Source organism: Micrococcus sp. HG099, assembly GCF_024723355.1.
Lineage (GTDB): Bacteria > Actinomycetota > Actinomycetes > Actinomycetales > Micrococcaceae > Micrococcus > Micrococcus endophyticus.
In genome coordinates this window covers 1-13,955 of the sequence record NZ_JANQCJ010000017.1, presented here as the reverse complement: position 1 = coordinate 13,955, position 13,955 = coordinate 1, and the positions used below count along the sequence as shown (strand labels likewise).

14 protein-coding genes are annotated in these 13,955 nt (G+C 72.6%); 5 read left to right on the top strand and 9 right to left on the bottom strand.

What is annotated here, in order from left to right:
* Positions 1 to 35 precede the first annotated feature (35 nt).
* Both NWP10_RS02915 and hutU read right to left on the bottom strand, forming a co-directional pair.
* On the bottom strand, positions 36 to 1,412 hold the full coding sequence (locus NWP10_RS02915; RefSeq protein ID WP_258299842.1) for a YjiH family protein: 1,377 nt from the start codon (positions 1,410 to 1,412) through the stop codon (positions 36 to 38).
* Between the two features lie 114 nt (positions 1,413 to 1,526).
* Entirely contained in the window at positions 1,527 to 3,224 is a 1,698-nt protein-coding gene (gene hutU, locus NWP10_RS02910) for a urocanate hydratase (RefSeq protein WP_258299841.1), read from the bottom strand.
* Positions 3,225 to 3,374: 150 nt separating this feature from the next.
* On the opposite strand from hutU, the gene NWP10_RS02905 reads away from it, so the two are divergent.
* The gene (locus NWP10_RS02905) at positions 3,375 to 4,088 is read left to right on the top strand and encodes an IclR family transcriptional regulator (protein WP_258299840.1); all 714 of its coding nucleotides are present in this window, start codon (positions 3,375 to 3,377) and stop codon (positions 4,086 to 4,088) included.
* A gap of 114 nt (positions 4,089 to 4,202) precedes the next feature.
* Here NWP10_RS02905 and NWP10_RS02900 read toward each other — a convergent pair whose 3' ends face one another.
* Both NWP10_RS02900 and NWP10_RS02895 read right to left on the bottom strand, forming a co-directional pair.
* Complete coding sequence (locus NWP10_RS02900) at positions 4,203 to 4,742, bottom strand: hypothetical protein (RefSeq protein ID WP_258299839.1); 540 nt, start codon at positions 4,740 to 4,742, stop codon at positions 4,203 to 4,205.
* Positions 4,743 to 4,878: 136 nt separating this feature from the next.
* Positions 4,879 to 5,664 carry a carbon-nitrogen hydrolase family protein gene (locus tag NWP10_RS02895; RefSeq protein WP_258299838.1) on the bottom strand — a complete coding sequence of 262 codons (786 nt, stop codon included), beginning with the start codon at positions 5,662 to 5,664 and terminating at the stop codon, positions 4,879 to 4,881.
* A 172-nt stretch (positions 5,665 to 5,836) separates the two neighbouring features.
* Between NWP10_RS02895 and NWP10_RS02890 the strand changes: the two genes are divergently transcribed.
* The gene (locus NWP10_RS02890; protein WP_258299837.1) at positions 5,837 to 8,059 is read left to right on the top strand and encodes a catalase; all 2,223 of its coding nucleotides are present in this window, start codon (positions 5,837 to 5,839) and stop codon (positions 8,057 to 8,059) included.
* 193 nt (positions 8,060 to 8,252) lie between these two features.
* Here NWP10_RS02890 and NWP10_RS02885 read toward each other — a convergent pair whose 3' ends face one another.
* A complete protein-coding gene (locus NWP10_RS02885) occupies positions 8,253 to 9,542 on the bottom strand; it encodes an adenylosuccinate synthase (RefSeq protein ID WP_026106854.1) in 1,290 nt (429 codons plus the stop codon).
* Positions 9,543 to 9,678: 136 nt separating this feature from the next.
* Here NWP10_RS02885 and NWP10_RS02880 point away from each other — a divergent pair, with 136 nt between their 5' ends.
* Both NWP10_RS02880 and NWP10_RS02875 read left to right on the top strand, forming a co-directional pair.
* Positions 9,679 to 10,230: a hypothetical protein gene (locus tag NWP10_RS02880; protein ID WP_258299836.1), complete on the top strand. Its 552-nt coding sequence runs from the start codon at positions 9,679 to 9,681 to the stop codon at positions 10,228 to 10,230.
* Positions 10,197 to 10,334 carry a hypothetical protein gene (locus tag NWP10_RS02875; RefSeq protein WP_187326218.1) on the top strand — a complete coding sequence of 46 codons (138 nt, stop codon included), beginning with the start codon at positions 10,197 to 10,199 and terminating at the stop codon, positions 10,332 to 10,334. Before NWP10_RS02880 ends, NWP10_RS02875 begins: the two co-directional genes overlap by 34 nt.
* A 100-nt stretch (positions 10,335 to 10,434) precedes the next feature.
* Here NWP10_RS02875 and NWP10_RS02870 read toward each other — a convergent pair whose 3' ends face one another.
* Positions 10,435 to 10,674 (bottom strand): hypothetical protein, encoded by a 240-nt coding sequence (locus NWP10_RS02870; RefSeq protein ID WP_017488423.1) that lies wholly within the window; start codon positions 10,672 to 10,674, stop codon positions 10,435 to 10,437.
* 93 nt (positions 10,675 to 10,767) lie between these two features.
* Positions 10,768 to 11,949, bottom strand: coding sequence for a biotin synthase BioB (bioB, locus tag NWP10_RS02865; RefSeq protein ID WP_258299835.1), 1,182 nt, complete (start codon positions 11,947 to 11,949; stop codon positions 10,768 to 10,770).
* A 194-nt stretch (positions 11,950 to 12,143) separates the two neighbouring features.
* On the opposite strand from bioB, the gene NWP10_RS02860 reads away from it, so the two are divergent.
* Positions 12,144 to 12,359, top strand: coding sequence for a hypothetical protein (locus NWP10_RS02860; RefSeq protein WP_258299834.1), 216 nt, complete (start codon positions 12,144 to 12,146; stop codon positions 12,357 to 12,359).
* Between the two features lie 212 nt (positions 12,360 to 12,571).
* Here the strand turns inward: NWP10_RS02860 and NWP10_RS02855 are convergent, their stop codons facing one another.
* Together NWP10_RS02855 and NWP10_RS02850 are read right to left on the bottom strand one after the other, a co-directional pair.
* Complete coding sequence (locus NWP10_RS02855) at positions 12,572 to 13,213, bottom strand: thymidine kinase (protein ID WP_258299833.1); 642 nt, start codon at positions 13,211 to 13,213, stop codon at positions 12,572 to 12,574.
* A gap of 8 nt (positions 13,214 to 13,221) precedes the next feature.
* On the bottom strand, positions 13,222 to 13,665 hold the full coding sequence (locus NWP10_RS02850; RefSeq protein ID WP_258299832.1) for a DUF3151 domain-containing protein: 444 nt from the start codon (positions 13,663 to 13,665) through the stop codon (positions 13,222 to 13,224).
* Positions 13,666 to 13,955: the final 290 nt, after the last annotated feature.

Below are 13,955 nucleotides of genomic sequence, written 5' to 3'. Positions count from 1 at the left end.
GCGGGACGGACGGGGGTGGGGCGGTGGGGCGGGCCTCAGGTGAGCGCGGCCACCAGGTGGGCCAGCGGCGTGGCCAGCACGATGGTGAGCGCCACGCGCTCGACCCAGATCACCAGGAGGTGCCACATCTTCACGGGGATGTCCGTGGCCAGGATGGCAGGAACCACCGCGGAGAAGAAGATGATCGCGGAGACGCAGACGACGCCGATCACGAACCGGGCGACGAGGTCCTCGTGACCGGCCGCCATCGTGGCCGGGATGAACATCTCGGCGATCGAGGTGGCGGAGGCCGAGGCCAGCAGGCCGGGGTCGGAGTAGCCGAGCGCCCAGAACAGCGGGTAGAAGATCACGCCGATCCACTCGAACACGGGCGTGTAGGTGGCCAGGACCAGGGCGATCAGGCCCACGGACATGATGGAGGGCAGGATCTGGAGCACCATCACGAGGCCGTCCCGGAAGTTGACCCAGATGTTCTTCGGCAGGGACGGGGCCTCGGCGAGGGTCTGCTCGGCGGCGCGCAGGGCCACGCGGAAGCGGTCCCGGGTGACGGCCTGCTCGGGCGAGTGCACCGCGCCGGGGTACACCTCGTCCGGGATGCGGCTCAGCGGCGGGATGCGCACGGTGATGGCCGTGACCACGAACGTCACCACGAGGGTGCCGAAGAAGTACCAGAGCCAGATGTCCATCAGGCCCAGCGTCTTGGCGACGATCACCATGAAGGTGGCGGACACCGTGGAGAAGCCGACGGCGATGATCGCCGCCTCGCGGGCCGTGTAGCGGCCGCCGGTGTACATGCGGTTCGTCAGCAGCAGACCCAGGGCGTAGGAGCCCACGAAGGAGGCCACGGCGTCGACGGCGGCGCGACCGGGCACGCGCCAGATCGGCCGCATGGCCGGGCGCAGGTAGACGCCCACGAACTCCATGAGGCCGTAGCCGATCACGAGGGCCAGGAAGACGCCGCCGATGGGGACGATCAGGCCCACGGGCACCACGAGCTTGTCCATCAGGAACGGGCCGATGCTCTTGTCCAGGATCCAGCTCGGGCCCACGCCGAACACGACCATCGCCGAGGCGACCAGGCCGAGCACGGCGAGGAGGGCGAAGACCGTCCGCGTGGTGCTGGTCCGCCAGCGGCCCGAGGCGAACGGGTACACGGCGCCGGCGGCGATGATGGCCAGGCCCACCCAGCGGTCGGCCGGGCCGAGCAGCCCGCGCACCCAGGTCACCAGGTGGTCCAGGGGGATGGAGCTCGCCCCGTTGATCGTGACGGGCACGAAGAACATGACGATGCCGATCGCCGAGTAGACGATCATGCGCCAGCGCGCCGGCGGGCGGGGCGCGTCGGCCTCGATCGCGGCCATCGCGGTGGTGTCGGTGTGCAGCTCGTGGTCTGCGGGGCGGGACGAGTCCATCGTGGTGTCCTTTCGATCGCGAGCCGGACGGGCGGGCGCCCGTCCGGCTCGCGGCGGTGAAGTCGTCGGACGGCGACGGCGCGGCGGCACCGTCGTCCGGCGACGTGACCGGGGTCAGTCCCGGATCGTGGCCTCCATGGGCACACGGACGCCGCGCTCCTTCGCCACCTCGGCGGCGCGGGAGTAGCCGGCGTCGACGTGGCGGATGACGCCCATGCCGGGGTCGTTGGTGAGCAGCGCCTCGAGCTTGGCCGCGGCCAGCTCGGTGCCGTCGGCAACGCCCACCTGGCCGGCGTGGATGGACCGGCCGATGCCGACGCCGCCGCCGTGGTGGACCGACACCCAGGTGGCGCCGGAGGAGGTGGCGGTCAGGGCGTTCAGCAGCGGCCAGTCGGCGATCGCGTCGGAGCCGTCCAGCATGGACTCGGTCTCGCGGTACGGGGAGGCCACGGAGCCGGAGTCGAGGTGGTCGCGGCCGATCACGATCGGCGCCTTGACCTTGCCCTCGGCCACGAGCTGGTTGAAGAGCAGGCCGGCCTGGTGGCGCTCGCCGTAGCCCAGCCAGCAGATGCGGGCCGGCAGGCCCTCGAACTCCACGAACTCGGCGGCGCCGTCGAGCCAGCGGTGCAGGTGCTCGTTCTCGGGGAACAGCTCCTTCAGGGCCTCGTCGGTCACGCGGATGTCCTCCGGGTCGCCGGAGAGCGCGGCCCAGCGGAACGGGCCGAGGCCCTCGCAGAACAGCGGGCGGATGTAGGCCGGGACGAAGCCCGGGAACTCGAACGCGCGGGAGTAGCCGGCCTTGCGGGCCTCGTCGCGGATGGAGTTGCCGTAGTCGAACACCTCGGCGCCGATGTCCTGGAAGCCGACCATGGCCTCGACCTGGCGGGCCATGGACTCCTGGGCCTTCTTGGTGAAGGTGTCCGGGTCGGCCTCGGCCTCGGCGTGCCAGTCCTTCTCGTCGATCTCGATCGGCAGGTAGGACAGCGGGTCGTGCGCGGAGGTCTGGTCGGTGACGATGTCGATCTCGACGGTGCCGGCCTTCTGGCGCTCGAGCAGCTCGGGGAACACCTCGGCGGCGTTGCCCACGAGGCCCACGGAGACGGCCTCGCCGTCGCGCTTGGCCTGCATGACGCGCTCGACGGCCTTGTCGATGTCCGTCACCACCTCGTCCAGGTAGCGCTTGCCCATGCGGCGGCGCAGGCGGTCCTCCGAGACGTCCACGATCAGGCAGACGCCCCCGTTGAGGGTGACGGCCAGGGGCTGGGCACCGCCCATGCCGCCGCAGCCGCCGGTCAGGGTGAGGGTGCCCTTGAGGGTGCCGTCGTACTTCTTGCGGCCGATCGCGGCGAAGGTCTCGTAGGTGCCCTGCAGGATGCCCTGGGTGGCGATGTAGATCCAAGAGCCGGCGGTCATCTGGCCGTACATCATGAGGCCCTCGGCCTCGAGCTTGCGGAACTCCGGCCACGTGGCCCAGTCGCCCACGAGGTTGGAGTTGGCGATCAGCACGCGCGGGGCCCACTTGTTGGTGCGGAACACGCCCACCGGCTTGCCGGACTGCACCAGGAGGGTCTCGTCCTCCTCGAGGTCCTTGAGGGTGGCGACGATGGCGTCGTAGGCCTCCCAGGAGCGGGCCGCGCGGCCGGTGCCGCCGTAGACGACGAGGTCCTCGGGACGCTCGGCGACCTCGGGGTCCAGGTTGTTCATGAGCATCCGCAGCGGGGCCTCGGTCTGCCAGGACTTGGCGGAGAGCTCGGTGCCGCGCGGGGCGCGGATGGTGCGGGACGGGTCGTGCTGGGTGAAGCCCTCGGCCATGGCAGTTCCTCTCGACGGGGTGCGTGCGCCGCCGGGACGGGTGGCCCCGGTGATTTCACGGCTCGGCATGCACTTTCCGAACATTGAAACAGTGACTCGGCTCACGCGCAAGCCCGATCCGCGCGTCCCGCACCCGTTACGCTCCCTCTCATGACCACCACCCCCACCGCCTCGACGCGCACCGTGGACCGGGCCCTGGACCTGCTCGCCGCCGTCACCGAGCAGCCTCGGCTGAGCCTGACCGAGGCCGCCCGCGCCACGGAGCTGCCGGCGTCCACGGCGCTGCGCCTGCTGCGCAGCCTCGAGGGATCCGGCTTCGTGGCCCGCGACGACGACGGCGCCTACCGCCCCGGCGTGCGCCTCATCCAGCTCGGGGCGCGGGCCTTCTCCCGGGACTCGCTCGTGCAGCTGGCCCGCGGGCCGATGGACAACGTCGTGGCCGCCACGGGGGAATCCGTCTACCTCTCGGTGACGACCCCTCCGGACTCCGCCGTCTACCTGGCGATCGTGGAGGGCACGCATTCGGTCCGCCACACGAACTGGGTCGGACGCACCGTCCCCCTGGCGGGCACGGCCGTGGGCGACGCCCTGCGCGGCAGCGTGGCCGCAGGGGACTACACGCTGCGCACCCGTTCCGTGGAGAAGGACGTCACCTCGCTGTCCGCCCCCATCAGCGTGGCGGGCACGGTGGTCGGTGCGCTCAGCACGCTCGTGCCGGCCTACCGCTGCACGGACGAGCTGGCGGATCGGTGCGGGGCGGCCCTCGTCGCCGCCACCGACGAACTGGCGCACTTACTCGGGGCGACCGACACTCCCAGGGAACGCCCAGCCGACTCCCCTGGAAAGCCCAAGGCGAGTTCGTAGGCTGAAGCCACCTCATCGAAGGTGCGAGTGATGACGGAGAAGGCCCCGGGCCCGGCGAGAGCCGGACCCGGGGCCTTTCTCTGTGCCCGGCGCCCGAGGCGCCGGCTGCGGGGATCAGCGGCGGGAGGAGACGACGCCCGCCCAGAGGCCGCCGAGCAGGCCGGCCACCGGCAGCATCCAGAACAGGTGCAGGCCCGACCCGTAGAGGACGGTGTTGGAGAACACCGCGAAGACGCCCACGGCGCCGAGGAAGCCGCCGACCACGCCACCGACCACGTAGCGCACGACGGAGCGGGCGGCCCCGCCCATCAGCAGCACGATCAGGTAGCCGGCCGCGCCCGCCAGGGCGCCGCCCACCAGGCCGAACATGAACGACTGCACCAGCACGACCCAGCCGCGGCCGGTCTCGCCCAGCGCCACGGAGCCGTTGGGATCACCCAGGCCGCCGGTGAGCACACGCACGACGTCGCCGATGATCACGACGAGCACCGAGACGAGGATGACGCGGTTGGTGAAGCCCCAGCCGTCCACCGGGCGCAGCGGCTCAAGCACCTCCTGCTCCACCACGGCGTGGCGCACGGGGCGGGCCGGGGCGGTGTGGGCGTTCGCGGTGTGGGGCTGGACGGCGTGGCTGCCGTCGGCGTTGATGGTCATCTCTGATCTCCCGTCCCGCCCCGGGCGGGGCGCGTTCCGGGCGCCAGGGCGCCCGTCTGGTTGCACGTCTGACGTGATTTTAGGCTTTTCCCAGCCCGAGGGGGTAATGGTGACCCGTCCGCCGGGCGGGGGCGGCTCAGAGGACGTCGGTGCGGCGGTTGGCGAGCGAGGGGAGGAACTCCCGGACCTCGTCGATCCGCTCGCGGGTGACCTCCGCGGTCACCACGGCCTCCCGCTCGTCGCCGAGCTCGGCGACGGGCAGCGCCAGCGGGTCCACGATCATCGAGTGGCCCACGGTGCCGTCCGAGCACGTGTCCGCCGCGGCCACCCACACGGTGTTCTCCACGGCGCGGGCCTTGAGCAGGGTGCGCCAGTGTTCCACCTTGTGCTCGCCGGAGAACCACGCCGCGGGGATCACGAGCACGTCCGCGCCCTCCACCGCGAGGCGCCGGGACAGCTCGGGGAAGCGCAGGTCGTAGCAGGTGAGCAGGCCCAGGCGGAGCCCGCCGAGCTCGATCGCCGCGACGCCGCCGTCGCCGGGGCTGATCCGGTCCGACTCGCGATGCGCGAACGCGTCGTAGAGGTGGAGCTTGCGGTACGCGCCCAGCCGGGCGCCGTCCGCGCCCACCGCCAGCAGCGTGTTGTAGGGACGCCGGTCCGGTCCCGGCTCGTAGCCGCCCGCGACGACGGCGATCCCGTGCTCACGCGCCAGCGCGGCCAGGCCCGCGGCGAACGGCTCCCAGGCCGCGGCGACGGCGTCGGGGAACTCCTCCCCCACCTCGCGGGCCCCGAGCATGGCCTCCTCGGGCAGCACCAGGAGGTCCGCCCCCTGGCCCGCGGCGCGGGCGGCGAGGCGGGCCATCACGGCCAGGTTCGCCTCGACGTCGCCCACGGGCCCGAACTGTCCGACGCTGATCCTCATGCCCCCAGGGTAGCCACGCCCCTCCCGGTGGTGGCCGTCACCCCTGGTCAGCGCCGCGGCCAGCCGCCACGCTGGAAGGTGGGCACGACGTCGGCCCGTGCGGGCCGCCGTCGTCGTCCGACTGGATCCGCGCGACACCGCGCGGCACGTCGACACCACAGGAGCAGACGCGATGACCACCCAGCAGCCCGACATCCCCGGCACGCCGGGCCCGATCACCCCCGACCTCGAGGAGCACACGGCCCTCACCCATCCGGACCAGCCCGTGGCCGTTCCGGCCCCGGACCAGAAGGGGCCGGCCACGGTCTCCCCCACCGGCCAGGAGACCGGCGCAGACCCGGCCGCCATGGCCCAGGGATGCCCGTTCCTGACCACCGCCCACGGCGTGCGCCTGCCCGACTCGGACCACTCCCTCAAGGCCGGCCGTCGCGGCCCCACCCTGCTGCAGGACCACCACCTGCGGGAGAAGCTCAGCCACTTCGACCACGAGCGCATCCCCGAGCGCGTGGTCCACGCCCGCGGCGCCGGTGCCCACGGCGTGTTCCGCGGCTACGGCACCGCCGCGAAGATCAGCCGGGCCGGGCTCTTCGCCAAGGACAAGGAGACGGAGGTGTTCGTCCGCTTCTCCACCGTGGCCGGCTCCCGCGGCTCCATGGATCTGGCCCGCGACACCCGCGGCTTCGCCACCAAGTTCTACACGGACGAGGGCACGTGGGACCTGGTGGGCAACAACATGCCCGTGTTCTTCGTGCAGGACGCCATCAAGTTCCCGGACGTGGTGCACTCGGTGAAACCGCACCCGGACCGGGAGATCCCGCAGGCGCAGTCCGCGCACGACACGTTCTGGGACTTCGTCTCCCTGCACACCGAGGCGCAGCACCACACCATCTGGAACATGTCCGACCGCGGCATCCCGCGCTCCTTCCGGATGATGGAGGGCTTCGGCGTCCACACCTACCGCCTCATCGCGGCGGACGGCTCCACCGTGCTGGTCAAGTTCCACTGGAAGCCCAAGCTCGGTGTCCACTCGGTGACGTGGGAGGAGGCGCTGATCACCAACGGCGCGGACCCGGACTACCACCGCCGTGACCTCGCCGATGCGATCGAGGCCGGTGCCTTCCCCGAGTGGGAGCTCGGCGTGCAGGTGTTCGAGGACAACGAGGAGCAGATGTTCGAGGGGATCGACCTGCTCGACCCCACGAAGCTGGTCCCGGAGGAGCTCGTCCCCGTGCAGCCCCTCGGCCTCATGACGCTGAACGCCAACCCGTCGAACTACTTCGCGGAGACGGAGCAGGTGGCCTTCAACCCGGCCAACCTCGTGCCCGGCATCGACGTCACCAACGACCCGCTCCTGCAGGGCCGCCTCTTCTCCTACCTGGACACCCAGCTCACCCGCCTCGGCGGGCCGAACTGGACCCAGCTGCCCATCAACCGCCCGCACGCCCCGGTCAACGACATGCTGCGTGACGGCTTCCACCAGAGCGCCGTGCATCGCGGCGTGGCGCCGTACCGGCCCAATTCGCTCGACGGCGGCCTGCCGTACGAGACCCCCGCGGACGACCACGCGTTCATCGAGCACCCGGAGCCGCTGCCGGCGTCGGTGAAGGAGCGCGCGCACGCCGCCTCCTTCGACGACCACTTCTCGCAGGCGCGCCTGTTCTTCCTCTCCCTCTCCGAGGTGGAGCGCGAGCACGTGGCGCAGGCGTACACGTTCGAGCTGGGCAAGTGCTACGAGGAGACGATCCGCGTGCGCCAGCTGCGCAACCTGGCTGCGATCGACCCGCGCCTGGCGCAGGTGGTGGCCGAGGGCCTGGGCCTGCAGGTGTCGGAGCCGGCGGAGACCCCCGCCGACGTGCAGCCCTCGCCCGCGCTGTCCCAGGTGGGCGGCACGTGGCCGCTCGACGGCCGTCAGGTGGGCCTCGTGGTGGGCCCGGAGGTGGACGAGGCCGTGCTGGCCGCGGCGGTGCAGGGCATCGACGACGCCGGCATGGTCCCGCTGGTCATCGCACCGAAGGGCGGCCCCGTGGCCGGGGAGATCGTGGCCCAGCGGTCCTACCTGACCGCGGCGTCGATCGAGCTGGATGCCGTGGTCGTGCTCGGCGCGGTCCCGCCGGCCGCCGACGCGCAGCACGGCCTGGACGCCAAGGCCGCCGCGGACGCGCCCGAGGGCGTGGACCCGCGCGTCGCCAAGGTGGTGCAGGAGGTCTGGCGTCAGGCGAAGGCCATCCTGGCCGTGGGCGAGGGCGCCGCGGTGCTCGACGCGGTGAAGGTCGCCGGCACCCCGGGCGTGGAGGAGGCGGCCGACGGGGCCGCCGTCGTCGGCCGGCTGACGGAGCTGCTGCCCGCGCACCGCGTGTGGGAGCGCTTCCCGACCACGGGCCGCCTGGCCGACTGACCCGGCCCACCCCGGCACGGGCGGCACCTTCGTGTGGGAAACGGGAGCCCCATTTCCCGCACGAAGGTGCCGGCGGCTCCCGTTTCCCGCACGAAAGCGACGAACGGACGACGACGGCGGCCCCTCAGCCTCCCGTCTCCCGCACGAAGGCGGGGGCGGGCGCTGGGGCTCGCGCCGTCGTCGCCCGCGCGGGTCAGCCGTCGATGAGGTCGCGGACCTGGACCACCTGGTCGCGGCCCGGGCCCACGCCGATCGCGGAGATCCGGCAGCCCGAGAGCTTCTCGAGGGCCTCCACGTAGCGCTGGGCGTTCAGCGGCAGGTCGGTGAACTCGCGCGCGCCGGAGATGTCCTCGGTCCAGCCGTCGAAGTGCTCGAAGATCGGCTTGGCGTGGTGGAACTCGGTCTGCGTCATGGGCATGCGGTCGTGCCGGACGCCGTCGACGTCGTACGCCACGCACACCGGGATGGACTCGATTCCGGTCAGCACGTCCAACTTCGTGAGGAAGTAGTCCGTGAAGCCGTTGATGCGGGCCGCGTAGTGGGCCATCACGGCGTCGTACCAGCCGGTGCGGCGGGGGCGGCCGGTGTTCACGCCGAACTCGCCGCCGGTGGTGCGCAGCTGCTCGCCCATCTCGTCGAAGAGCTCGGTGGGGAACGGGCCGGCGCCCACGCGGGTGGTGTAGGCCTTCACGATGCCGATGGTGCGGGAGAACCGGGTGGGACCGATGCCCGCGCCCACGGACGCGCCGCCGGCGGTCGGGTTGGAGGAGGTGACGAACGGGTAGGTGCCGTGGTCCACGTCCAGGTAGGTGGCCTGGCCGCCCTCCATGAGCACGACCTTGCCCTCGTCCAGGGCGTCGTTGAGCAGGTTGACGGAGTCCACGACCATGGGGCGCAGGCGCTCGGCATAGCCGAGGAAGTACTCGGCGACCTCGTCCACGGTGACGGCGCGGCGGTTGTAGAGCTTGACCAGCAGCTCGTTCTTCTGCCGCAGGGCGCCCTCGATCTTCTGGCGCAGGATGGACTCGTCGAAGATGTCCTGCACGCGGATGCCGAGGCGGGCCACCTTGTCCATGTAGGTGGGGCCGATGCCGCGGCCGGTGGTGCCGATGGCGCGCTTGCCGAGGAACCGCTCGGTGACCTTGTCCATGGTCTGGTGGTACGGCGCCACCAGGTGGGCGTTGGCGGAGATCTTCAGGTGGGCGCAGGAGTGGCCGCGGGACTCGAGCCCGTCGATCTCCTCGAACAGCGCCTCCAGGTTCACCACCACGCCGTTGCCGATCACGGGGGTCGCGTTGGGCGAGAGGATGCCGGCGGGCAGGAGCTTGAGCTCGAACTTCTCGCCGTTGACGACGACGGTATGGCCGGCGTTGTTGCCGCCGTTCGGCTTGACGACGTAATCCACCCGCCCGCCCAGCAGGTCGGTGGCCTTGCCCTTGCCCTCGTCGCCCCACTGGGCTCCGACGATCGCGATCGCTGGCATCTGCATCTCTCCTCAGGGCCGCGGGTCGCCCCGTTCGGGCCCATACATGGAAGACGCCTCCTTGCAGTGCGCACGGAGGCCGTACCCCCGAATCCTACCAGCGTGACGGATGCCACCCTCTGGCTACGCTGGCTCCATGAGCACCGCAGCGCCCCACACACAGCACTCGGACTTCACCGCCCCGGCCCCCACCCGCAAGGGTCCGAGCGTGGGCACGTGGCGGCCCTGGGCCGTGCTGCCGTGGGCGCTGGCCCTGCTCGCCCTACCCTTGATCGCGCTCGCCCTGCGCTCCAACTTCGGCGCGAACGGCTGGATGACGATCATCTACATGGTCTTCGGCGCCCTGCCCCACGAGCTCTTCCTCATGCTCATGGTGGGGAGCCTGTTCCTCCTGCCCCGCGTGAACCCGCTGGACGAGCAGCGGGGCGGCATCCGGCTGGGCCGCCTGCTGCACACGCTGCTGGGCGTCTCCTGGGGGTCCTTCGCGCTGGCCGCGATCCTCTTCCCCGACGCCGGCGACCACCCGGACTCCGCCGCCACGACCCCGGTGCTCATGGACCTGCTCGGCAAGAGCACCGCGATGGACGTCGGCTCCGTGGCAGGCCTCGCCCTCGTAGCCGTCAGCGCGCTCACCGGTCTCGCGGTGATCGTGGTGTGCGTGGTGCGGCGGATCCGCGCCGTTCGCTGAGCACGCTCCCGACGACGGCGGTCAGCGAGTTCCCGTTCCTCATCGTGAACCAGGCCCGCGTGATCGACTACTTCGCCGAGTACGCCGAGCGCGGCTCGGCCTGACCGAGCACCCGCCGGACACCGCGCCGGCCGCCCCGGATCGACGGGGCGGCCGGCGCGGTGCCGTCTGTCCGCCTGTCCGCCTGTCCGTCCGTCCGGGGGTTCAGGCGCGGGTGCGGTGGGCCCGGCGGGCGGCGGCCTGCTCGACGGCGTCCAGGTAGGCGATGCCCTTCGCGCAGCAGCCGCCGAGGCAGCAGTCCTCGTCGAGGTCGAAGTCGGCGGGGTCCACCTCGTCGATCGGCCCGTCGTCCGCGGCGCGGTGCTCGGCGCTGATGCGGTCGGCGATGACGCGCCAGGACGGGACGCCGGCGCGTCCGTCCACGGCGTCCTGCTCCTCGGTCATGACGGTCCTCCTGCGCGGGGCGCGGCTGGGGCGGGGCGGTGTCGTGCGGCCCCACGCTAGCCGATCCTGCGGCCGGCTCCGGAGTCGGCCGGCTCAGGCGTTGGCCGGCTCGGCCGTGCCCGCGCCCCGGCGGCGCGGCGCCGGTGACGGCGAGGGCGACGTGCCGCCCCGCGTCGAGGCGTCCTCGACGCCGCCCTCTCCGCACCCACCCCCGCCGCAGCAGCCGCCGTCCGGGGCGCCGTCGTCGTCCGCGGGCGCGGTCGCGGCCCCCAGCACGGTGAAGCCGGCGTCGGCGATCATGCGCAGGTCCGCCTCGGCGTCCTGGCCCTCGGAGGTGAGGTAGTCGCCGAGGAAGATCGAGTTGGCCACCTGCAGACCCACGGCCTGCAGCGAGCGCAGGTGCATCTCGCGCCCGCCGGCGATCCGCAGCTCCTTGTCCGGGCAGGCCAGGCGGACCACGGCGAGGATGCGCAGGCACTCGAGCGGGGTCAGCTGGACGTGCCCGGCGAGCGGGGTGCCGTCGAAGGGCATGAGGAAGTTGACGGGGATGGAGTCGGAGTCGAGCTCGCGCAGGGCGAGGACGGCCTCCGCGAGCTGCGCGTGGGTCTCCCCCATGCCCGCGATGAGGCCGGAGCAGGAGGACAGGCCGGCGGCGGTGGCGCGCTCCATCGTGTCCACGCGGTCGGCGTAGGTGTGGGAGGTGCAGATGGACTCGTAGTGGGACTCGGCGGTGTTGAGGTTGTGGTTGTAGGCGTCCACGCCGGCGGCCTTGAGGCGCTCGGCCTGGCCGTCCTTGAGCTTGCCGAGGCAGGCGCACACCTCGACCTGGGGGTGCTCGTCCTTGAGCCGGCCGATCATCTCGGTCACGCGGTCCACGTCCCGGTCCGTGGGGCCGGTGCCGGAGGCCACCATGCACACGCGCGAGGCGCCGCCGGCGATGCCCAGGCCCGCCTGGCGCACGGCCTCGTCCGGCTTGAGCCACGTGTACTTGAGGATCTGGGCCTCGGTGCCGAGCCGCTGGGAGCAGTAGGTGCAGTCCTCGGGGCACAGGCCGGTCTTGAGACTCACGAGGTAGTTGACCTTCACCGTGCGCCCGAAGTGGCGCTCACGCAGGCGGGAGGCCGCGGCGACGAGCCGGAAGGTCTCGGCGTCCGGGGCGTCGAGCACGGCGACGGCCTCGGCGGCGGTGAGCCGGTGTCCGGCCTCGATGCGGTCCACGAGCTCCTCGGGGTCGAGGGCGGGTGCGACGACGGCGGCGTCCTGGGCTGCGGTCATGGGAGGGCCTCTCCGGTGGGCGGGGCGCGGGCCCCTGGCGGGTCTGACCGGATGGACTCTAACAGTGTTCAGTGAACGGTGTTCAAGAAGCCGGGCGGGGCGGCGCGAGACGGTGCGGACCCCTGGCCTCGGGACTCCGCCGCGGCGGCTAGCCTGGCAGGAGGACGCCCCCGCCACCCTCCGAGAGGACCCCCGTGAAGGACACCACCGGCCTCAGCATCGGCTACCGCCTCATCTGGCGCCTGCAGTACATCGCCCTGTTCTTCCTCGGCCCGGCCCAGCGCCCCGCCCACCAGGACCCCCGCCGACTGCTGCGCAGGGAGCGCGCCCAGAAGGTGCTCGACGCGCACGCCGCCCGCGGCACCGAGGCCGACCAGGCCGTGCACGACGAGGCGGCCGGCCGCTTCTGAGCGGGCACGCATCCGTGAGGCGCCGCGGCACCGGCCGCAGACAGACGAAGGGCCCCGGGTTCACCGGGGCCCTTCGCCTGTCATCACTCGCACCTTGATGAGGTGCTTTCAGCGTAGGAGCCGGACATGAACGACGCCGGAGCGCGGCCTGCCAGTTCCCTGGGAGCAGGCGGCGGGGCGTCGTCCGCCGGCCGCGCCGTCGTCGTCGGGGATCAGCCCAGCCGGCCGCCGGACTCGGCGAGGTAGCAGGAGCCGCAGAGGCTCTCGTAGGTGACCTCGACGCCGTCGATGGCCACCTGGTCCCCCTCGAACACGAAGTGCTCGGCGCCCGTGGCCGGGTCCACGACCTTGCGGGTGTTGAACACAGCCTTGCGCCCGCACCGGCAGATGGTCTTGAGCTCCTCGAGGGAGTGGGCCAGCTCGAGCAGGCGGGCGGAGCCCGGGAAGCAGCGGGTGCGGAAGTCGGTGCGCAGGCCGTAGGCGATCACGGGCACGCCGTCGAGCACGGCGATGCGCAGCAGGTCGTCCACCTGCGCCGGCTCGAGGAACTGGGCCTCGTCCACGAGCAGGCAGGCCACCGGCGGGGCGTCCACGTGGTCCACGAGGGCGTCCGGGTCGTCCCCGGAGGCGTGGCGGCGGAACAGCTCCCGCACGTCCGCCCCGGCGGGCACCAGGAAGTCCACCGCCCGGGTGACGCCGAGGCGGGAGACCACCTCGTCCTCGCCCTTGACGTCCACCTCCGGCTTGGCCAGCAGGACCCGCTGCCCGCGCTCCTCGTAGTTGAACGCGGCCTGCAGCAGCCCGGTGGACTTGCCGGAGTTCATGGCCCCGTACCGGAAGTAGAGCTTGGCCACGGCCCCGCTCAGCTCCCGGAGCGGCCCTGGGCGGCCTCGATCTTCTCCGCGGCCGTGGGGTCCGAGTCCTCCAGGAAGGTGCGGATGCGCTCGACCTCCTCGGACTCCCCGATCCCGGCGGCGGCACGGCCCAGGCTGTAGAGGGCGCGCAGGAAGCCGCGGTTGGGCTCGTGGTCGTACGGCACGGGCCCGGCGCCGCGCCAGCCGGCCTTGCGCAGGGCGTCGAGGCCGCGATGGTAGCCGACGCGCGCGTACGCGTAGGAGTCCACGGTGCGGCCCTCGGACCAGGCGTCCTCCGCCATGAGCGCCCAGACCAGCGAGGACTCGGGCGCCACGGGCACCACGTCCTCCGGCAGGTCGCCGGCCTCGAGGCGCGCGAGCACCTCGGGCTCCTCCGGCAGGCGCGTGGCCGGCGGCTCCATCAGGTTCTTGCCGATCAGGGACTCGGACATGCGATGCCTCTTCTCCTCGTCAGGGCGGGTGGGTCGCGGCCGAGTCTATCGACGCCCCCGGACGCCGCACCGGCCGCCGTCGTCGTCCGCCCCCGCCCCCGCCCCCGCCCGACGACGGCGCCGCGTCCAGGCCCGTCCGGTACCGTAGCCCCAGCGTCTGTCCGGCGCGCCCCGTGGGCGCGCCCGGCCGTCGATGCCGTCGAAGGAGCACTCCGCATGTCCCATCCCGCGCCCGCACGCCGCCGCCTCCCCCTGGTCGCCGGCGTCGCCGCCCTCGCCCTGGCCCTGGC

Excerpts from the sequence above, each read along its gene's own strand:
- NWP10_RS02915 (WP_258299842.1), bottom strand. The coding sequence starts at position 1,412 with ATGGACTCGTCCCGCCCCGCAGACCACGAGCTGCACACCGACACCACC.
- NWP10_RS02895 (WP_258299838.1), bottom strand. The coding sequence starts at position 5,664 with ATGAGGATCAGCGTCGGACAGTTCGGGCCCGTGGGCGACGTCGAGGCG.
- hutU (WP_258299841.1), bottom strand. The coding sequence starts at position 3,224 with ATGGCCGAGGGCTTCACCCAGCACGACCCGTCCCGCACCATCCGCGCC.
- bioB (WP_258299835.1), bottom strand. The coding sequence starts at position 11,949 with ATGACCGCAGCCCAGGACGCCGCCGTCGTCGCACCCGCCCTCGACCCC.
- NWP10_RS02870 (WP_017488423.1), bottom strand. The coding sequence starts at position 10,674 with ATGACCGAGGAGCAGGACGCCGTGGACGGACGCGCCGGCGTCCCGTCC.
- NWP10_RS02850 (WP_258299832.1), bottom strand. The coding sequence starts at position 13,665 with ATGTCCGAGTCCCTGATCGGCAAGAACCTGATGGAGCCGCCGGCCACG.
- NWP10_RS02905 (WP_258299840.1), top strand. The coding sequence starts at position 3,375 with ATGACCACCACCCCCACCGCCTCGACGCGCACCGTGGACCGGGCCCTG.
- NWP10_RS02885 (WP_026106854.1), bottom strand. The coding sequence starts at position 9,542 with ATGCCAGCGATCGCGATCGTCGGAGCCCAGTGGGGCGACGAGGGCAAG.
- NWP10_RS02900 (WP_258299839.1), bottom strand. The coding sequence starts at position 4,742 with ATGACCATCAACGCCGACGGCAGCCACGCCGTCCAGCCCCACACCGCG.
- NWP10_RS02890 (WP_258299837.1), top strand. The coding sequence starts at position 5,837 with ATGACCACCCAGCAGCCCGACATCCCCGGCACGCCGGGCCCGATCACC.
- NWP10_RS02880 (WP_258299836.1), top strand. The coding sequence starts at position 9,679 with ATGAGCACCGCAGCGCCCCACACACAGCACTCGGACTTCACCGCCCCG.